Here is a 16,918-nt window from a genome sequence, read left to right as displayed (position 1 = left end):
CCGGGCGCGATCAGGCCAGGAAGCCGTCGAGCCGGCGGGCGACCGCCTCCGGGGCGTCGTGGTGAAGGTTGTGGCCGGTGCCGGCCAGTCGCTCGCACACCGCGCCCGGCACCAGGGCGATGCGGGCCTCCACGCCGCCGGGCTCGTCGGCGAGCGCGGGCGGGAAGGGAACGCCCGAGGCGAGGAAGAGCGTCGGCGCCCGCACGCGGCGCCAGCAGGCGGCGGCCTCGGCGAAGCGGTACAGCGTGGCGAAGGGCCGGCGGTGGGCCGGATCGAAGGCCCAGGTCCAGCCGCCCTCCGGCATCCGGCGGCCGAGATGCCCGGCCAGGAAGAGGGCGCGCGGGGTGCCGAGCCGCGGATTGGCGGCCGCGAGGCGCGCCGCCAGGGCGGGAAGGCTCGGATAGACCACCGGAGCCGCCTGGCGGCGGGCGGCGTCGAGCCAGCGCGCCAGATGGGCCGGCGCCTCCTCGGCCCGCCGCTCGGGCAGCCCGAATCCGTCGAGGGAGACGAGGCGCGCCACGCGCTCGGGCCGCAGGCCCGCGTAGAGGAGCGCCATGTTGCCGCCGAGGCTGTGCCCGACGAGGCGCACGGGCGCGTCCGGCACCAGCGCATCGAGGAGCGCGTCGAGATCGGCGAGGTAGTCCTGCCACCAGTAGCCGCCGGGCGCCCGATCGCTCAACCCGTGGCCGCGCCAGTCGGGCGCAAGCACCCGCCAGGGGCCGGCCAGCGCATCGACCACGAACTGGAAGGTCGCGGAGGCATCGCGGCTGCCGTGCAGCAGCACGAGGGGAGGGGCCTCGGGCGGGCCCCAGCACCGCACGTGCAGGGAGAGGCCCCGCACGGTCAGCGTGCGACCGGTGGAGACGAGGCGCGGGGCGTAAGGGTCCGGCATGGCGGCTCGGGCTGGAGAGGCGGAACGGCACGTGAGCGGGATAAGCCCGACGCCGACGCATGGCACGTCCTCGTCGGCGAACCGTCCGGGACCTTGATGGATCGGTCCGGTCTCCCCAGGCTATCGGGAGGATTCGCGTTCGGGTATGCCTCGGGCGCGAGAAGAACGCCCCCGTCTCCGCCCCGCCGAGGAGAAGAGCCGTGTCCTCACCCTCCGCCACCCACAGCAGCCGGCCGGATGCGGTCGCCGGCGTCGTCGATCCGGTCTGGCGGCGCCTGCGCCAGGAGGCCGAGGTCGTGGTGCGCGACGAGCCGCGCCTCGCCTCGTTCATCGTCGCGACGGTGCTCAACCACGGCTCGCTCGAATCCGCCGTCTCGCACCGCGTGGCCGCCCGCCTCGGGCACGCCTCGCTCTCGGCGGACCTGATCGCCCAGAGCTTCGCCGAGGCGGTGGCGGAGGATCCCCGCATCGGGCAGGCGTTCCGGGCCGACATCAGCGCGGTGGTCGACCGCGACCCGGCCACCACCCGGGCGCTGGAGCCGATGCTCTACTTCAAGGGCTTCCACGCCATCCAGGCGCACCGCCTGAGCCACTGGCTGTGGAGCCGCGGCCGGCGCGACCTCGCGCTCTACCTCCAGAGCCGCGCCTCGGAGGTGTTCCAGACCGACATTCACCCGGCCGCCCAGATCGGGCGGGGCATCTTCCTCGACCACGCCACGGGGCTCGTGGTGGGCTCGACCGCGGTGATCGAGGACGAGGTGTCGATGCTCCACGACGTCACCCTCGGGGGCACCGGCAAGCACGGCGGCGATCGCCATCCCAAGATCCGGCACGGTGTGATGATCGGCGCGGGCGCCAAGATCCTCGGCAACATCGAGGTCGGGGCCTGCGCCCGGGTCGCGGCCGGCTCCGTGGTGCTGCAGGCGGTGCCGCCCTGCACGACCGTGGTCGGCGTGCCGGCCCGGGTGGTGGGCTCGGCCGGCTGCAGCGATCCGGCCCGCACCATGGACCAGTCCGTGCAGATGGATCAGTTCGTGCACATGATGGACGGGATCTGAGCGGCGCTCGACGTCCGGCGCGCTTGCCCCGGCCGGTCCGCCGTGGCAAGGCGGGGTTCCTCGCCCCGGCCGCCCTGCGACGCCCCGCACGACATGCGGGGCCGGGCGGCCCAGCATCATGCGTCGACGCGGTCACCGGCTCGGCGGCGATGATGCAGGCGCGCCCGAGCAGCGTGGCCGGCAGGCCGTTCTGCCTGGGCCGCATCCCTCGGCTCCAACCGCGAAGAGGCCCGCGTGAACAAGTCCGAAATGACGAAGGTGGAAGGCTACCTTCGCCGCAAGTTCGCGAACCACTCCCTCCGGCTCGTCGGCCGCCCCAAGAAGACCGATTCGGCCGAAGTCTATCTCGGCGAGGAATTCATCGGCGTGCTGTCCGTCGATGACGAGGACGGCGACCGCTCGTACAACTTCTCGATGGCGATCCTCGACACCGACTTGGACGAGTAAGCCGCGGCGGCTTGATCGCCTCAGCCTTCGGGCGGGGCGGCGGCGAAGAGCTGCTCCAGGGCGCGCAACAGGCCGCGCCATGCGGGCAGGCGCTCGGCCGCGAAGCGCAGGCGCAGCGACAGGTCCCCGACCCGCACCTCGCTGAGGCAGGCGGTGCCGGGGTCGGCCTGCGCGGCGGTGGCGCAGCGCGCCGCGAAGCGGCTGCCATCCGCCTCGGCGAGGTAGAGGTCCTCGCCCTCGAACGGCGAACCGGCCTTGAAGCGCCGCCGCACCAAGCCCTCGTCCGGCAGCGGCTGGACCTCCACGGTGAGGAACCGGGCATAGCGCCGGGCCGGGCTGAGCGGTGCCTCGGTCTCGGGCGAGCGGGTCACCGTGACGTGCAGCTTGTCCGCGCCCTCGCCCCCGGTCAGGGCGCCCCAGGGGATCATCACGTCGAGCCGGTCGGGCGAGGCGGACCCGAACGGCCCGACGACCCAGGCGGCCGGCAGCGCGACCGCGCGCCCCGTGGGTCCGGGCCGGATCAGGGTCGCGTCCGTCGCGGGCGGGCGGATCAGCCACGCGGCGAGAAGTCCGGTGCTGGCCAGCGCGCCGACGAGGCCGACGAGGCCGGCGAGCGCGATGCTGCGATCGAGCGGCACCTGGCGCGGCGCGGGAAGCCGCCTCGCCCTGGCCGCCGGGATGCCTGCTCCAGGCCCCATGGCTCCGCCCTCCGACCCCGCGCCGCGAGCGCGGCGCGAGGAGAACGATCGGCCCGGAGGCTTAATGTCCGCTTACCGGAAAGCGCCGCCGACGCGAATCAGTCCGGGCCGGGCGGGACATCCGGCCGGGGCGGGCCGGTTCACGCCGGACGCGTCCCGGCGGGGGACTCGGACGACACGCCTGTGGATAACGAAAGGTTAACCATAACAGGACGTTACGCATCCGGCAGAGTGGCCCCGTCGAGGCGGATGCGACGGAGTTGACGATGGCCCTCTCGCCCATGGCCCTGGAGAACCTTCAGACCCTCGTGCTGGGACTGGCCTTCGCGGGGCTGCTCGCGACCGGCTTCGAGGTCCTGACGGCGCGGCGCGCCAGCTTCGGGCTGTTGCAGGGCGGGGGCCTTCCGGCGCTCGCGGCGCTCCCCGTCCTGGCCTTCGGCGCGCCCTTCATCATCCTGCGCAACACGGTGCGGGGCCGGCGCATCGAGGGACGGCCCGTCCCGTTCGTGATGCTGGCGACGATGATCGCCTGCGGCTGGAGTCTCGTCTCGGGCCGCCTCGTCCTCGATCTCGCCCACTTGGTTGCGGGCGCCTGACCGTGCCGCTCAGCGGTTGGCGGTAGTGACCGGAGAGGCGACGCCGTTGAGCGCGACCCAGGCCGAGCCGTCCTGCCCCTCGCGCTTCACGTAGGTGTAGCCGGTGCGCTGCCAGGGCAGGATCGCGGTGGTCTTGTTGTCGAGGATGTAGTCGCCCCGGTCGGTGCGCACCATCAGCACCGCGTGGCCCTCGCCGATCTCGTCGATCACCACGGTCATGCGCAGCGCCCGGCGGGGCAGGCCCCGCTCCACCAGCATGCGGCGCTTGAGGAGCTGGTAATCCTCGCAATCGCCGAAGCCGTCATCCGGGAAGTCCCAGCGGTCGACCACGCCCCAATGGGCCTGATCGATGATCGGCTTGATGCGGGAATTGACCCGTCGGTTCACCGCCTGGAGGGTGCGCAGCAGGGCCGGCGTCATCGGCACCACGGCGGGCTCGGCGGTGTCGACGGCGCATTCGGCGGCGTAGCGGCTGCAGAACTCGACCCAGGCGCTCACCGGCTTGGCGCTGCCGCCGCGCTCGATTGCGGCGCTGGCATCGGGAAGGGCGGCGAGGGTCTGGGTCTGGGCCTGCGAGGTGGCCCCGCCGATCAGCAGCGTCGCCCCGACGAGGCAGAGCTGCGCGCCGCGCGCGCACCGCGAGAAGAGGCCCTGGCGATCGACGTGACCCGCCCGGCCAAGGCCGTCCAACACTGCCCGCATCGCCCCATCGACCTGTGTGCATCGTTCTTGCACGCAGGCTGCCACGGGGCTCCGGCCCACTCAACAGAAAAATTTAAACCAGGGTGAACGCGCCTGCCGCACTTTGGTTCCAATTCGAGACGCGTTTTCCAACGTGATTCGGTCTATCACCGGTTTGCGGTCGTGGTGGGGCCTGTGGCGCCGCCGAGGGAGACCCAGCCGACGGCTCCTTGCGCCTCGCGCTTGATGAAGACGTAGCCGGTGCGCTGCCAGGGCAGCACGGCGGAGGTCTTGTTGTCGAGGATCAGGTCGCCGCGGTCGGTGCGCAGCATCAGCACGGCGTGGCCCTCACCCTTCTCGTCGATCACCACCGTCATGCGCATGGCCCGGCGCGGCAGGCCGCTCTGGGCCAGCAGCCTGCGCTTGAGCAGCTGGAAGTCCTCGCAATCGCCCGAGCCGTCCTCGGCGAGGTCCCAGCGGTCCGGCACGCCCCAGTGCTCCTGGTCGGTGACCGGGCGCGTCCCGGCATTCACCGTGCGGTTGACCGAGACGATGGTCTGCCAGAGCCGGGGGGTGAGCGTGACGATTTCCGGTTCGGACGGGTCGATCGCGCATTCGGACGCGTAGCGGGCGCAGAACTCGACCCAGCCCACGATCGGCCGCGCTTGACCGGTGATCGCCGCCGCATAGGTCGGGGCGGGGAGCGCCGCGAGGGTCTGCGCCTCGCCCGACGACGAGAGGCAGAGGCCCGCCAGCACCGCCACCGCGCCCCGCCCGATCCACTCCCGCAATCCCTTCGCCACGCCCGACATCGGTGCCATCCCCTTGTGTTGAGAGGAGGATGGCCGACCGTCCGCTCGGCCGCGCTGAAGCCGATCCGCGCAATTTTATCGAATGGCCACCGCCGTTTGGGCGGCTGCGGACAGGGCCAAGAGCCGGTCAGGGCACTTGCTCGAATCCGGCGCGGTGCGGTGACGGATCCGCAACCATCGGGCGGGTCGCAACACAGGCCCCGGTCCGGGTGTTGGTGCACCCCCGGGGTCGCCGCGCCCCGCAAGAAGGAGCCCCGGCCGATGGGCACGCCGACGCCTGCCGACACCGACGCCCTCCCCAACGGGCCGCTCGACGCCAGTGCGGTCCATCTCTGCGTGGACATGCAGAACCTGTTCGCGCGCGAGACCGATTGGCACACGCCCTGGCTCGCCCGGGTGCTGCCGGATGTCCGGCGGCTCGCCGAGCGTCATCCCGGGCGCACGATCTTCACCCGCTTCATCCCGGCCGAGCGGCCCGGGGAGGGGAGAGGCTGCTGGAAGCGCTACTACGAGCGCTGGGCCTCGATGACGATCGAGGCGCTCGGGCCGGAGATGATCGACCTCGTGCCCGAACTCGCGGCCCTGACGCCCCCGGCCGAGGTGATCGACAAGACCGTCTATTCCCCCTGGCTCGATCCGGCCCTGGAGACGGCCCTGCAGCGGCGCGGAACCGGGACGCTGGTGATCACGGGCGGCGAGACCGACGTCTGCGTGCTCGCCACGGTGCTCGGCGCCGTCGATCGCGGCTACCGCATCGTGCTGGCGACGGACGGGCTGTGCTCGTCCTCCGACGAGACCCACGACGCCCTGCTGACCCTCTACCAGCAGCGCTTCGGCCAGCAGATCGAAACGGCGCGGATCGATCAGATCCTGCGCAACTGGATCTGACACCCGACATGGCCGCATCGCAGCAATCCTGCCGCCCCCGCTTGAGCTCATCCGCTCTGTGCGCCAGAGCACATGGCGGACGAACTCACACGCGGATGTGAAGGATTGTTTCGGAACCGAAGCAAAATCCTGCCACCGCCCGCCCCATGCTGTAGCTTTTTCCTGGGAAGGCTGACATCATCTCGTCCGATTCCTCGGGTAGCAGACAGCCATGACATCCCACCAGGGCGGAGGCGAGCCGATGCGAAGCTACAACCTGTTCTGTCGCAAGGATCTCGACGGGCTGGTCTGCGCCGTGCCGGAGGATTATGCGGTGCCGGCCTTCGTGACGGGCGCCCGCTGGGTGTTCGGCGGCAAGGTCGACGGCGGCGCGCGCCGTCCCCTGGGCTTCGACGGGGCCGCCGCCGCGACGGCGGTGCGCTTCAACGGCTTCTATCTGTTCCAGAGCGCGGACACGCCGCGCGGCTGATCACACCCTCGGGCATCGCGGCGAGCATTCCTTAAGGTCCCGCGTGCGAGCATCCGCGCACGGAAACGCATGGGGTCCTGAAGGTGGGTGGCCGGGATGTCTGATCTGCGCAAGGAAGTGCGTCTGAGGACGTTCCTGAAAGGACGGATCGTCTTCAACGGCGGCAACGCCTCCATGGATTGCCTCGTCCGGGACCTGTCCACGGCCGGTGCACGCTTGGCGCTCTCCGAGACGGCGGCGTTGCCGGATGGGTTCGACCTCGAAATTCCCGCCAAGGACAGGGTCTACAAGGCGACCCTGCGCTGGCGGCGCAGCGACGGGGTCGGCGTGGCCTTCGTGGACGACCGCATGCCGGCGCAACCCGCGGCGCCGGCCGAAACGTCCGTGACGGCCCTGCTGCAGCGCATCCACGATCTCGAAGCCGAGAACGCTACCCTGCGTCGCCTCGTCGCCGAGGCCGAGGCGGCGATGCTGGAGCGGACGGCCTGAGGCCACGCCCCAGAAAATCCTCTGAGAAACCCTCTGCCCGGACAGCCGAAGGGCCGCCCCGTTGCCGGGAGCGGCCCTTCCATTGCCGAACCGCGGTTCGGCGGAACCTCGTCGTGCGCTCAGGCGGTGAAGCCGGAGGCGACGATCCAGGTCTGATCCGCCGCATGCGGCTGATGACAATGAGACACTGGACCACCTCCTTTCCGTTGTTGACGACGCGCCCACTGTGATCGGCGGGCGGCACCCGCGCAAGCCGCGCGCGCCGCGGCGTTCGGCCCTGGCCCCGCCGCCTTGACCGGAACCATGCGGCGGCGGATGCACGAGGGATGAAGCGCAGGGGTCTCATCAAGCTCGCGAGCGCCGTCACGGTGATGACGCTGGGCGGGGTCGGCTACGCGGCTCACCGGCGCAGCAGCAACCCGTACTATCGCGGGCCGGTCAGCGACCATTTCGACGGCACCCGCTTCTTCTCGCCCAACCAGCCCCAGGACAAGGACCTGGCCGAGCTGGCGCGCTGGCAGCTCGGCGGCGGGCGCGAGGACTGGCCGGCCCGCTGGCCGAGCCCGTTCCCGCCCGATGCGCCGCCCGACCGCGTGGCGGGCCTGCGGGTGGTCCATATCGGCCATGCGAGCCTGCTGATCCAGGTGGCGGGGCGCAACATCCTGATCGACCCGGTCTACGCCAAGCGGGCGAGCCCGGTGGGCTTTGCCGGGCCCAAGCGTGCGCAGCCTCCCGGCATCGCCTTCGAGGCCCTGCCGCCGATCGACGCGGTGCTCGTCACCCACAACCACTACGACCATCTCGACGGTCCGACGCTGGCGCGGCTCTGGGCCGAACACCAGCCGCGCTTCGTCGCACCGCTCGGCAACGACGCGATCATCCGTTCCTACGACGACACGGCAGCGGTCGAGACACGGGACTGGGGCGGGTCGGTGGATCTCGGCGATGGCCTCACGGTCCATCTCACGCCCGCCTACCACTGGTCGGCCCGGGGCGTGAACGACCGGCGCATGGCGCTGTGGTGCGCCTTCGTGCTCACCACGCCGCACGGCACCCTCTACCATGTCGGCGATACCGGCTACGGCGACGGCGCGATCTTCACGCAGGTGCGCGAGCGCTTCGGCCCCATCCGCCTCGCCACCCTGCCGATCGGCGCCTACGAGCCGCGCTGGTTCATGCAGGCGCAGCACATGAACCCGGAGGAGGCCGTGCGCGCCGCCGGCGTAATCGGGGCCGAGCAGGCGCTCGGCCACCATTGGGGCACGTTCCGGCTCACCAACGAGGGGATCGAGCGGCCGGTCGAGGCGCTGGCCGCAGCGATCGAGGCCGCGGGCCTGCCGCCCGAGCGCTTTCTGACGCTGCGCCCCGGCCAGGTCTGGCAGCCGGCCCATCCCTCGAATGGATGATGACGCCGGCCCCGAGCCGTGCTGGTGTCGGCCGGGATCTTCACCGAGACCCTTCCTGGCCCGCCCGGCCCTCAGGCCGTGGCGGGTCTTTCTCGTGGCGGCCCGGCCCGGCCCGGCGGCCGCCGTCAGAGGATGAAGCGGCTGAGATCCGCGTTCTGCGCCAAGCTCTCGACGCGGGACCTCACGTAGGCGGCGTCGATCGTGATGCTCTCGCCCGACCGGTCCGGCGCCGTGAACGAGATCTCGTCGAGCACCCGCTCCAGCACCGTCTGCAGGCGCCGCGCCCCGATATTCTCGACCGAGCCGTTCACCTCGACGGCGACGCGCGCCAGCGCGTCCACGGCATCGTCCGTGAAGGTCACGCTCACCCCCTCGGTCTCCATCAGCGCCACCGCCTGCTTGAGCAGGCTCGCCTCGGTCTCCGTGAGGATGCGGCGGAAATCGTCCACCGTGAGGGGGCTCAGCTCGACGCGGATCGGCAGGCGGCCCTGCAATTCGGGCAGGAGATCGGAGGGTTTCGAGACGTGGAAGGCGCCGCTCGCGATGAACAGGATGTGGTCGGTCTTCACCGGCCCGTGCTTGGTCGCGACGGTGGTGCCCTCGATCAGCGGCAGCAGGTCGCGCTGCACGCCCTCGCGCGAGACGTCGGCGCCGCCGCGGCCCTCGCGGGCGCAGATCTTGTCGACCTCGTCGAGGAAGACGATGCCGTTGTCCTGCACCTCGCGGATCGCCTCCTGGACGATGCTGTCCTGGTCGAGAAGCTTGTCGGATTCCTCGGCGAGCAGCGGCGCGTGGGCATCCCGCACGGTGATGCGGCGCGGCTTGCCGCGCTGGCCGCCGAGCGCCTTGCCGAGCATGTCGCCGAGGTTGATCGCCCCCATGGCGGCACCGGGCATGCCCGGGATCTCGAACATCGGCAGGCCGGCCGGGGCGGACCCGGCGAGTTCGAGTTCGACCTCCTTGTCGTCGAGTTCGCCCGCGCGCAGCCGTCGGCGGAAGCTGTCGCGGGTGGCCGGGCTCGCGGTGGGACCGACGAGGGCGTCGAGGATGCGCGCCTCGGCCGCCGCCTCGGCCTTCGCCTCGACGTTCCGGCGCTTCTCCTCGCGCTTGAGGCCGATGCCGACCTCCACGAGGTCGCGCACGATCTGCTCGACGTCGCGCCCGACATAGCCCACCTCGGTGAACTTGGTCGCTTCCACCTTCAGGAACGGCGCGCCCGCCAGCCGCGCGAGGCGGCGCGAGATTTCGGTCTTGCCGCAGCCGGTCGGCCCGATCATCAGGATGTTCTTGGGGGCCACTTCCTCGCGCAGGGGACCGGTGAGCTGCTGGCGCCGCCAGCGGTTGCGCAGCGCGATCGCGACCGCGCGCTTGGCATCGGCCTGACCGACGATGTAGCGGTCGAGTTCGGAGACGATTTCGCGGGGGGAGAAGGTCGTCATGGGATGTTTCGCCGGGGCTCGCGGCCGAAGTTGAAGGGCGGATCGAAGCAGGCGGCGGTCAGGCCGCCTCCAGGCTCTCGATCACCAGGTTGCCGTTGGTGTAGACGCAGATCTCGGCGGCGATCCGCATGGCGCGGCGCACGATCGCCTCGGCGTCGAGCTCCTGCTCCTCCAGCGCGCGCGCGGCGGCCAGCGCGTAGTTGCCGCCCGACCCGATCGCCATCACGCCGCCCTCCGGCTCCAGCACGTCGCCGGCCCCGGAGAGGAGCAGGCTCACATCCTTGTCGGCGACCAGCATCATCGCTTCGAGCCGGCGCAGGTAGCGGTCGGTGCGCCAGTCCTTGGTGAGTTCGACGCAGGCCCGGGTGAGCTGCCCGGGATACTGTTCGAGCTTGGCCTCCAGGCGCTCGAACAGCGTGAAGGCGTCGGCCGTGGCGCCGGCGAAGCCCCCGATCACCGCGCCCTTGGCCAGCCGCCGGACCTTGCGGGCATTGCCCTTGACGATGGTCTGGCCGAGGCTGACCTGCCCGTCGCCCCCGATCACCACGCGGCCGCCCTTGCGCACCATCAGGATCGTCGTCGCATGCATGCGGGGGGCGGCCCCCGCCTCGTCGTTGGCCAAGGATGTCTCTCCGGGCAGGCTGTCTTTCATCGTGCTGCGGCGTAGGTGGGGGTTCGCCCGGCGTTCGTCCAGCGGGCGCATGGGCAAGGGGCAACGCCCGTTGCGCCGGACCACATCCATGACGCAAGGTCATATGATCGTGCGGGGCGGATCACCGCCTGCGCGCTCCCGCCGGACACCCGATGCCGAAAGGCGGCCCGAAAGACCGCGCCAAGCGGTTCAGCGAGGGAGCCAAGCTGCTCGCCTCACTGTTCAACTCTTTGGCCATCGCCGTCTTCGGGGCCGCCTTCGTCATCCCGATCACGCAGGGCCGATACGACGTCTTCGCTCAAGGCGGAGGACTTCTCCTCGTCGCGGGCGTAAGCTTCCACCTTGCCGGTCAGGCCGCATTGCGTTTCCTTCGAGCCGAAGACCGACATCGATGACCATCACCTACGCATGGCAGATCCTCGGCGTGCGTGCCGCCTTGATCGCCGGCGGCCTGCTCGCCCTCACGATCGCGCCGGATGTCTACGACCGGAAGACGCGGGAGATTGAGGGACGGCGGGCTGCCGGTGAGTGAGGGCGGCATAGGGCCAACGCCCTGCGGGCCCGGCTCGGCGCAAGCCGGTTTCCGGCCGGAACGCGCATGTCGTCGCGGCCTCGGAGCAGCCTGCCGGGCCTCCTAGACTACTACGGTGATCGCCTGCGCGGCCCGGGTCAGCGCCGTGTAGAGCCAGCGCGCCCGGTGCTCGCGGAACGCGTAGGACTCGTCGAACAGGACGACGCGGTCCCATTGCGAGCCCTGGGCCTTGTGCACGGTCAGTGCGTAGCCGTAGGTGAACTCGTCCGTCTCGCGCTTGAGGATGGGAGGAATCGGCTCCTCGCTGCCCTCGATCACCGCGCGCAGCACCCGGATCTCCTGAGGCCTGCGGCGCAGCGAAGGGTCGTCCTCCGGCACGACGTCGAGCCGCACGAGGTCGGGCCGGGGTGCCGCCCGCAGGGCCTGAACCGTCCAGGTCGAGCCGTTGAGCAGACCCTTGGTGCGGTCGTTGCGCAGGCAGACCAGCTTCTCGCCCACCGCCGGCATCGGGTCGGTGTAGCCGGTGAGGTCCCGGATGCGGCCGTTGTAGAGCCGGCGCGTGCGGTTAAGCCCGACCAGCACCTGATCGGCGGCGAGCACCGTCTCGGGCGAGATCGCGCGGCGCGTCAGCACCTCGCTCGCGCCGTAGCGGCCGGCCTCCAGCCGACCCCCCTCGCGCACCGTCATGGCGAGGCGCACGATCGGGTCGTCGGCGGCCTGCCGGTGGATCTCGGTGAGCATCACGTCCGGCTCGGCCTCGGTGAAGAACCCGCCGCCGCGCACGGGCGGCAGCTGCGCGGGATCGCCCAGCACCAGCACCGGCTTGCCGAAGGACAGGAGATCGTTGCCGAGATCCGCATCGACCATCGAGCACTCGTCGATGACGACGAGCGCGGCCTTCGACACCGCGCCCGAGCGGTTGAGCGTGAAGGCCGGGCCGCCCTCCTTGTCCTCCCGGGTGCGGTAGATCAGGCTGTGGATCGTCGCGGCGTCGGGGCAGCCGCGCTGGCGCATCACCGCGGCCGCCTTGCCCGTGTAGGCGGCGAACAGCACGCCGCCTTCCACGTCCTCGGCGATGTGCCGGGCGAGCGTGGTCTTGCCGGTGCCCGCGAAGCCGAACAGGCGGAAGACCTGCGGCTCGCCGGCCCGGAGCCACGCCGAGACCGCCCGGAGGGCCGCCTCCTGCTGCGGACCGAAGCGGGGCGCCACGCGTCAGCCAGCCTTGCCGACGGTGCGCCGGGCCTGGAACTCGGGCGCGGGCGCCTCCTCCTTGCGCTTGAGGAGGGCGCGGAACTCGTCCCGGCGCTCGTGGATCGAGGCGATCACGAGCCCCATCGGCACGCCGACATCGACCAGCACCGCCTCCGAGAGCTGGAGCGAGGCCTCGATCGTCTCCGGCACCGCGTCGTCCACGCCCAAGTCGTAGAGGGCGGTGGCATGGCGGGCGTCGCGGGCGCGGGCCACGATGGTGAGGTCCGGCCGCTCGGCGCGGCCGGCCGCCACCACCGCCTCGACGAGGCGCGGCGTGTCGAGCGTGACGACGAGCGCGCGGGCGGTGGCGATGCCGCAGCGGCGCAGCAATTCGGTGTTGGCGGAATCGCCGAAATAGACCGGCCGGCCCTGCCGCCGCTGCTCGGCGACCCGGGCCGCATCCATGTCGAGGGCGATGTACGGGACCTTGTGGCGGTCGAGCATCTCGCCGACCAGGCGGCCGACGCGGCCGTAACCCGCGATGATGACCCGGCCCCGCGCCGTCTCTGGCAGCGGTTCGGCGGCGCTCTGCTGCGCGCTCGCCGCGCGGTCGAACCGGCGGCCGAGGCGCCGGGCCAGGGCCGCGAGGCCGGGGATCATCACCATCGTCACCGTGGTGACGATGAGGGCGGCTTGGCCCAGATCCTCCGGCACCAGCGAGGCGGTGAGGGCGCTGCCGATCAGCACGAACGCGAACTCGCCCCCCGCCCCGAGCAGCAGGGCCGCCTCCACGGCGACGGCGCGCGGCAGGCGCAGGGCGGCCGCGACCGCCAGGATCACCCCGCCCTTGAGGGCGATCACCGCGAGCGCGAGGCCGAGGATCGTCGCGGGCGTGCTCAGCAGCTGCGCCGGGTCGAGGTTCATGCCCACGGAGACGAAGAACACCCCGAGCAGCAGGCCCTTGAACGGGTCGATGGTGGCCTCGATCGCCCGGCGATACTCCGTTTCGGCCAGCAGGAGCCCGGCCACGAAGGCGCCGAGCGTCATCGACAGGCCGCTCGCCGCCGCCACGAGGGAGGTCGCCACGATGACGAGGAGGCAGGCGGCCATGAACAGTTCGGGGCTGCGGGTGCGCGCGACGAGCTGGAACAGCGGGCGCAGGCCGAGCCGGCCCGCCACCACGATGATCGCGACGGCCACCGCCGCCTGGCCGAGCGCGAGGGCGAGCCCGCTCACCGCGTCCCCGTCCTTGCGCCCGAGCACCGCGATGGCGAACAGGACCGGCGCCACGGCGAGGTCCTGGAACAGCAGCACCGCGAAGCTCGCGCGGCCGGCCGGCGTGTTGAGGCGCTTCTGGTCGGCGAGCACCGGCAGCACGATCGCGGTCGAGGACAGCGCCAGCGCGAGGCCGACCAGCGCCGCGGCGAGCGGCGCGATCCCGAGCAGGAGCAGAACGCCGCCGAGCACCGCCCCCGAGACCAGCACCTGCAGCGAGCCGAGGCCGAAGACCAGCCGGCGCAGGATGCGCAGCCGCTCCCACGACAGCTCCACCCCGATCATGAACATCAGGAAGATCACCCCGAGCTCGGCGAGATGCGCGATCTCGGTGCGGCTGCCGATGGTGACGTTGGCAAGCCACGGGAAGCTTTCGGTGAGCCGTCCGAGACCGGAGGGGCCCAGCAACGCGCCCGCGCCGATGAAGCCGAGCACCGGGCTGATCCGGAGACGCAGAAACAGCGGGACCACGACACCGGCCGTGGCGAGGAACAGGATGGCTTCCTTGTAGGAGGCTCCGGACGCGACGGGATCGGTCATCGGCTCTGGTGCGGGTCTCTCGGGCGGGGACGCGTCGGCGCCATCATGGGGAGGCGCCCGCGCGGGGAGCAAGCGGAAAGGCCGGCGCGACCACCGATTCGCGACGGTTTGCGGCTGCGCCGGAACCGTGGCAAAGGCCCGGGCGACGAGGCTTCGGGTGACACTGGGTCGAGCGGGACGGGACCCGGCCGGCGGGCGAGGGCGGGGAGGGGTGATGGCAGGCCGCTTGCGACGCTGCCGGGAGCTATGGGGGGATTGCGTCCTCAGCGAGGCCCCCCCGCGCCTGCGGACGGTCGCGGACGCCGCCGTGCTGCCGCGCCCCGAAGGCGGGTTCGGGATCTACGCGCAGGGCGTGCGGATCGACGGACCGGAGGAGACCGTCCCCGACGGGCTGCCGCATGAGACGGCACCGGACGTCCCCCACCTGTTCGTCGATCCGATCGTTCCGCATTACGGTCATCTCGTCACCGACACGCTCGCCCGCCTGTGGCCGCTCGCAGGCTGGCAGGGTCCGCGGCCGAAGCTGCTCTCCCTCGCGCCCTGGCCGGAGGCGGGCGGGGAGGCCGCCGCGGCGATCCTGGGCCGGCTCGGCCTCGCGCGCGCCGATGTCGTGGTGGCGGATCGCCCGATGCGCCTCCCGCACCTCGTTGTGGCCGACCCGGCCTTCCGCGAGCGCAGCCTCGTGCACCGGGCCTTCGGCGACCTCTGCCGCACCATCGGGCGGGATCTGTGGCGGGAGGACGAGGTCGATGCGGTGGCGCGGCCGGTCTACCTGTCGAAGTCCCGGCTCGCGGCCGGCATCTCCCGCATCGCCAACGAGGAGGCGATCGTGGCGGAACTGGACCGGCTCGGGGTGGAGATCGTGTTTCCCGAGACGCTGCCCTTCGGCGAGCAGGTGCGGCTCTTCTCCACCCGCCGCGTGGTGATGGGCTCGACGGGCTCGGCCTTCCACACCGCGGCCTTCGCGGCGCCCGGCCGGCGCATCCTCGGCCTCAACTGGATGCGCCGGCTGCACGCGAACTTCGCGCTCCTCGACGCGATCGGCGGGCACACGGCGCGCTACTACTTCCCGCTCGGCACCCGCTACGCGCAGGCGGAGGCGTTCCACTTCGGCTGGACCGTGCGCGACCCGCGCGGCGTCGCCACCGAGCTGGTGGAGCGCGCCCACGCCTTCGAGGCCCTGGATGCGCGCGACGCCGCCGAGGAGGCGGCGGAGCGCACCGCGCTCGGCCGCGCGATGGGCTTCGCCACCGCATTGCGCGGCCGGATCTCGCGCCACCTGCGGAGGGGAGCCCGACGGCCGGCTGAATGAGGCGGAGCCCGGGCGGTTTCGTCCGAACGCCCTGTACCAACGGTCATGACCAATGATCGTTGCGCCGCTCTCGAAGAGCCGCCAAGCGCTCGGCTTCAAGCCCTCGGCTTGATGTCGACAAGGCGAGATGGCTCACCGGCCCGGTCGATCCCGGGCTTGCCCGGGATCGAGATCGACGCCTCGGCATCCTGGGCCGCTGGTGTTACGACACAGCCGCGACGGGCACCGGCCGGCCCTCCTCGACGAGCTTGCCGGGCGCCGGCTTGCGGCGCGAGAAGGTCAGGATCAGCACCGGCAGGATCACGAGGATCAGCACGGGGGCGAGCGCCATCCCGCCCACCACCACGAGGGCGAGGGGCTTCTGCACCTGCGAGCCGACCCCGGTGGAGAAGGCCGCCGGCAGGAGGCCGACGCCGGCCACCACGCAGGTCATCACCACCGGGCGCATCTGCGTGTAGCAGGTGCGCAGCATCGCGGCGGTGCGCTCGTGCCCGGCGGCGATGAGGCCGTTGTAGTGCGTGATGACAATGATCCCGTCCATCACCGCGATGCCGAGCAGGGCGATGAAGCCGATCGCCGCCGAGACGCTGAAGGGCGTGTCGGTGAGCGCCAGCGCGAAGACGCCGCCGGCCAGTGCGAGCGGGATCACGCTGAGCGCCAGGAGCGTGTCGGTGACCGAGGCGAAGTTTACGTAGAGCAGGAGGGCGATGAGCGCCACCGCGAGCGGCACCGTCACCGAGAGGCGGGCCAGCGCGCTCTGCAGGTTGTTGAACTCGCCGACCAGTTCGAGCCGGTAGCCGGGCGGCAACTTGACCTCCTGCTCGACCCGCTCGCGCGCCTCGATGATGGTGCTGCCGAGATCGCGCTCGCGCACGCTGAACTTCACCGGCAGGTAGCGCTCCTGCGCCTCGCGGTAGATGTAGGCTGGCCCCGAGATCAGCCGGACCCGGGCCACCTCGTTGAGGGGGAGCTGCACCGAGGAGCCGCTGGCGCTGCGGCCGACGATGCGCAGGGTGCTGATCGCCTCCATGCTCTGCCGGAACGGTGCGGCGAGGCGCACGATCATCGGGTAGTGGCGGTCGCTGCCCGGCTCGTAGAGATCGCCCGAGGCATCGCCGCCGATCGCGGTGCGCAGCGTGGTGTTGATGTCGCCCGGGGTGAGCCCGTAGCGGGAGGCGCGCGTCCGGTCGACGTCGATCTGGATCGTCGGCTGGCCGAGCGAGGTGAACACCCCGAGGTCGGTGACGCCCGGCACGGTGGCGAGCACCGATTTCACCTTCCCGGCGAGGTCGGTGAGCGTCTGCAGGTCGGGGCCGAAGATCTTGAATGAGTTCTCGCCCTTGATCCCCGAGACCGCCTCCGCGACGTTGTCCTGGAGGTACTGCGAGAGGTTGAACTCCACGCCCGGGAACTCGGCCTGGAGGCGCTCGAAGAGCTGGGCGACCATCACCTCCTTGGACATCCCCTTGCGCCACTGGTCGGCCGGCTTGAGCGGCGCGAAGAACTCGCCGTTGAAGAACCCGGCCACGTCGGTGCCGTCG

At 71.7% G+C, this 16,918-nt stretch carries 19 protein-coding genes; 9 read left to right on the top strand and 10 right to left on the bottom strand.

Annotated elements, in window-relative coordinates:
• Positions 1 to 10 precede the first annotated feature (10 nt).
• On the bottom strand, positions 11 to 892 hold the full coding sequence (locus MFF61_RS31460) for an alpha/beta fold hydrolase (protein WP_238241621.1): 882 nt from the start codon (positions 890 to 892) through the stop codon (positions 11 to 13).
• Between the two features lie 200 nt (positions 893 to 1,092).
• Here MFF61_RS31460 and cysE point away from each other — a divergent pair, with 200 nt between their 5' ends.
• Positions 1,093 to 1,950, top strand: coding sequence for a serine O-acetyltransferase (gene cysE / locus MFF61_RS31455; RefSeq protein WP_238241620.1), 858 nt, complete (start codon positions 1,093 to 1,095; stop codon positions 1,948 to 1,950).
• 249 nt (positions 1,951 to 2,199) lie between these two features.
• Entirely contained in the window at positions 2,200 to 2,397 is a 198-nt protein-coding gene (locus MFF61_RS31450; protein ID WP_373324821.1) for a DUF3126 family protein, read from the top strand.
• Between the two features lie 20 nt (positions 2,398 to 2,417).
• On the opposite strand, the gene MFF61_RS31445 is transcribed toward MFF61_RS31450, so the two are convergent.
• Positions 2,418 to 3,095 (bottom strand): hypothetical protein, encoded by a 678-nt coding sequence (locus MFF61_RS31445; protein ID WP_238241618.1) that lies wholly within the window; start codon positions 3,093 to 3,095, stop codon positions 2,418 to 2,420.
• Between the two features lie 266 nt (positions 3,096 to 3,361).
• Here MFF61_RS31445 and MFF61_RS31440 point away from each other — a divergent pair, with 266 nt between their 5' ends.
• A complete protein-coding gene (locus tag MFF61_RS31440; RefSeq protein WP_238241617.1) occupies positions 3,362 to 3,691 on the top strand; it encodes a DUF6949 family protein in 330 nt (109 codons plus the stop codon).
• Positions 3,692 to 3,700: 9 nt separating this feature from the next.
• Here the strand turns inward: MFF61_RS31440 and MFF61_RS31435 are convergent, their stop codons facing one another.
• Positions 3,701 to 4,393 (bottom strand): transglutaminase-like cysteine peptidase, encoded by a 693-nt coding sequence (locus MFF61_RS31435; RefSeq protein WP_238241616.1) that lies wholly within the window; start codon positions 4,391 to 4,393, stop codon positions 3,701 to 3,703.
• Positions 4,394 to 4,539: 146 nt separating this feature from the next.
• Positions 4,540 to 5,184 (bottom strand): transglutaminase-like cysteine peptidase, encoded by a 645-nt coding sequence (locus MFF61_RS31430; RefSeq protein ID WP_238241615.1) that lies wholly within the window; start codon positions 5,182 to 5,184, stop codon positions 4,540 to 4,542.
• Between the two features lie 261 nt (positions 5,185 to 5,445).
• On the opposite strand from MFF61_RS31430, the gene MFF61_RS31425 reads away from it, so the two are divergent.
• The 4 genes from MFF61_RS31425 to MFF61_RS31410 all read left to right on the top strand — a co-directional run bounded on the left by MFF61_RS31425 (position 5,446) and on the right by MFF61_RS31410 (position 8,436).
• Positions 5,446 to 6,072 (top strand): cysteine hydrolase family protein, encoded by a 627-nt coding sequence (locus MFF61_RS31425; protein ID WP_238241614.1) that lies wholly within the window; start codon positions 5,446 to 5,448, stop codon positions 6,070 to 6,072.
• 241 nt (positions 6,073 to 6,313) lie between these two features.
• Positions 6,314 to 6,541 carry a hypothetical protein gene (locus MFF61_RS31420; RefSeq protein ID WP_238241613.1) on the top strand — a complete coding sequence of 76 codons (228 nt, stop codon included), beginning with the start codon at positions 6,314 to 6,316 and terminating at the stop codon, positions 6,539 to 6,541.
• A gap of 96 nt (positions 6,542 to 6,637) precedes the next feature.
• Complete coding sequence (locus MFF61_RS31415; RefSeq protein ID WP_238241612.1) at positions 6,638 to 7,030, top strand: PilZ domain-containing protein; 393 nt, start codon at positions 6,638 to 6,640, stop codon at positions 7,028 to 7,030.
• A gap of 326 nt (positions 7,031 to 7,356) precedes the next feature.
• Positions 7,357 to 8,436 (top strand): MBL fold metallo-hydrolase, encoded by a 1,080-nt coding sequence (locus MFF61_RS31410; protein WP_238241611.1) that lies wholly within the window; start codon positions 7,357 to 7,359, stop codon positions 8,434 to 8,436.
• Positions 8,437 to 8,561: 125 nt separating this feature from the next.
• On the opposite strand, the gene hslU is transcribed toward MFF61_RS31410, so the two are convergent.
• From hslU to MFF61_RS31395, 3 genes are all read right to left on the bottom strand, one after another.
• On the bottom strand, positions 8,562 to 9,875 hold the full coding sequence (gene hslU / locus MFF61_RS31405; protein ID WP_238241610.1) for an ATP-dependent protease ATPase subunit HslU: 1,314 nt from the start codon (positions 9,873 to 9,875) through the stop codon (positions 8,562 to 8,564).
• 58 nt (positions 9,876 to 9,933) lie between these two features.
• Entirely contained in the window at positions 9,934 to 10,464 is a 531-nt protein-coding gene (hslV, locus tag MFF61_RS31400) for an ATP-dependent protease subunit HslV (protein ID WP_238241636.1), read from the bottom strand.
• A gap of 278 nt (positions 10,465 to 10,742) precedes the next feature.
• Positions 10,743 to 10,916: a hypothetical protein gene (locus tag MFF61_RS31395; protein WP_238241609.1), complete on the bottom strand. Its 174-nt coding sequence runs from the start codon at positions 10,914 to 10,916 to the stop codon at positions 10,743 to 10,745.
• Positions 10,917 to 10,918: 2 nt separating this feature from the next.
• Here MFF61_RS31395 and MFF61_RS31390 point away from each other — a divergent pair, with 2 nt between their 5' ends.
• The gene (locus MFF61_RS31390) at positions 10,919 to 11,059 is read left to right on the top strand and encodes a hypothetical protein (RefSeq protein ID WP_238241608.1); all 141 of its coding nucleotides are present in this window, start codon (positions 10,919 to 10,921) and stop codon (positions 11,057 to 11,059) included.
• 102 nt (positions 11,060 to 11,161) lie between these two features.
• On the opposite strand, the gene MFF61_RS31385 is transcribed toward MFF61_RS31390, so the two are convergent.
• Positions 11,162 to 12,268, bottom strand: a complete 1,107-nt coding sequence (locus tag MFF61_RS31385) for an ATP-dependent DNA helicase (RefSeq protein ID WP_238241607.1) — start codon at positions 12,266 to 12,268, stop codon at positions 11,162 to 11,164.
• 3 nt (positions 12,269 to 12,271) lie between these two features.
• A complete protein-coding gene (locus MFF61_RS31380) occupies positions 12,272 to 14,065 on the bottom strand; it encodes a cation:proton antiporter domain-containing protein (protein ID WP_238241606.1) in 1,794 nt (597 codons plus the stop codon).
• Positions 14,066 to 14,279: 214 nt separating this feature from the next.
• Between MFF61_RS31380 and MFF61_RS31375 the strand changes: the two genes are divergently transcribed.
• Positions 14,280 to 15,377 (top strand): glycosyltransferase family 61 protein, encoded by a 1,098-nt coding sequence (locus tag MFF61_RS31375; RefSeq protein ID WP_238241605.1) that lies wholly within the window; start codon positions 14,280 to 14,282, stop codon positions 15,375 to 15,377.
• A gap of 202 nt (positions 15,378 to 15,579) precedes the next feature.
• Here MFF61_RS31375 and MFF61_RS31370 read toward each other — a convergent pair.
• On the bottom strand, positions 15,580 to 16,918 hold a 1,339-nt coding region (locus MFF61_RS31370; RefSeq protein WP_238241604.1), incomplete at its 5' end, for an efflux RND transporter permease subunit.

This window comes from Methylobacterium isbiliense (assembly GCF_022179325.1).
GTDB classification, from domain to species: domain Bacteria; phylum Pseudomonadota; class Alphaproteobacteria; order Rhizobiales; family Beijerinckiaceae; genus Methylobacterium; species Methylobacterium isbiliense.
The sequence above is the reverse complement of the archived record's forward strand: the minus strand, read 5'-3'. Positions and strand labels throughout refer to the sequence as shown.

Bases quoted from the DNA above. Each gene is read 5' to 3' on its own strand.
- MFF61_RS31460 (WP_238241621.1), bottom strand. From the start codon at position 892: ATGCCGGACCCTTACGCCCCGCGCCTCGTCTCCACCGGTCGCACGCTG.
- MFF61_RS31450 (WP_373324821.1), top strand. From the start codon at position 2,200: ATGACGAAGGTGGAAGGCTACCTTCGCCGCAAGTTCGCGAACCACTCC.
- MFF61_RS31445 (WP_238241618.1), bottom strand. From the start codon at position 3,095: ATGGGGCCTGGAGCAGGCATCCCGGCGGCCAGGGCGAGGCGGCTTCCC.
- MFF61_RS31440 (WP_238241617.1), top strand. From the start codon at position 3,362: ATGGCCCTCTCGCCCATGGCCCTGGAGAACCTTCAGACCCTCGTGCTG.
- MFF61_RS31435 (WP_238241616.1), bottom strand. From the start codon at position 4,393: ATGCGGGCAGTGTTGGACGGCCTTGGCCGGGCGGGTCACGTCGATCGC.
- MFF61_RS31430 (WP_238241615.1), bottom strand. From the start codon at position 5,184: ATGTCGGGCGTGGCGAAGGGATTGCGGGAGTGGATCGGGCGGGGCGCG.
- MFF61_RS31425 (WP_238241614.1), top strand. From the start codon at position 5,446: ATGGGCACGCCGACGCCTGCCGACACCGACGCCCTCCCCAACGGGCCG.
- MFF61_RS31420 (WP_238241613.1), top strand. From the start codon at position 6,314: ATGCGAAGCTACAACCTGTTCTGTCGCAAGGATCTCGACGGGCTGGTC.
- MFF61_RS31415 (WP_238241612.1), top strand. From the start codon at position 6,638: ATGTCTGATCTGCGCAAGGAAGTGCGTCTGAGGACGTTCCTGAAAGGA.
- MFF61_RS31410 (WP_238241611.1), top strand. From the start codon at position 7,357: ATGAAGCGCAGGGGTCTCATCAAGCTCGCGAGCGCCGTCACGGTGATG.
- hslU (WP_238241610.1), bottom strand. From the start codon at position 9,875: ATGACGACCTTCTCCCCCCGCGAAATCGTCTCCGAACTCGACCGCTAC.
- hslV (WP_238241636.1), bottom strand. From the start codon at position 10,464: ATGCATGCGACGACGATCCTGATGGTGCGCAAGGGCGGCCGCGTGGTG.
- MFF61_RS31395 (WP_238241609.1), bottom strand. From the start codon at position 10,916: ATGTCGGTCTTCGGCTCGAAGGAAACGCAATGCGGCCTGACCGGCAAG.
- MFF61_RS31390 (WP_238241608.1), top strand. From the start codon at position 10,919: ATGACCATCACCTACGCATGGCAGATCCTCGGCGTGCGTGCCGCCTTG.
- MFF61_RS31380 (WP_238241606.1), bottom strand. From the start codon at position 14,065: ATGACCGATCCCGTCGCGTCCGGAGCCTCCTACAAGGAAGCCATCCTG.
- MFF61_RS31375 (WP_238241605.1), top strand. From the start codon at position 14,280: ATGGCAGGCCGCTTGCGACGCTGCCGGGAGCTATGGGGGGATTGCGTC.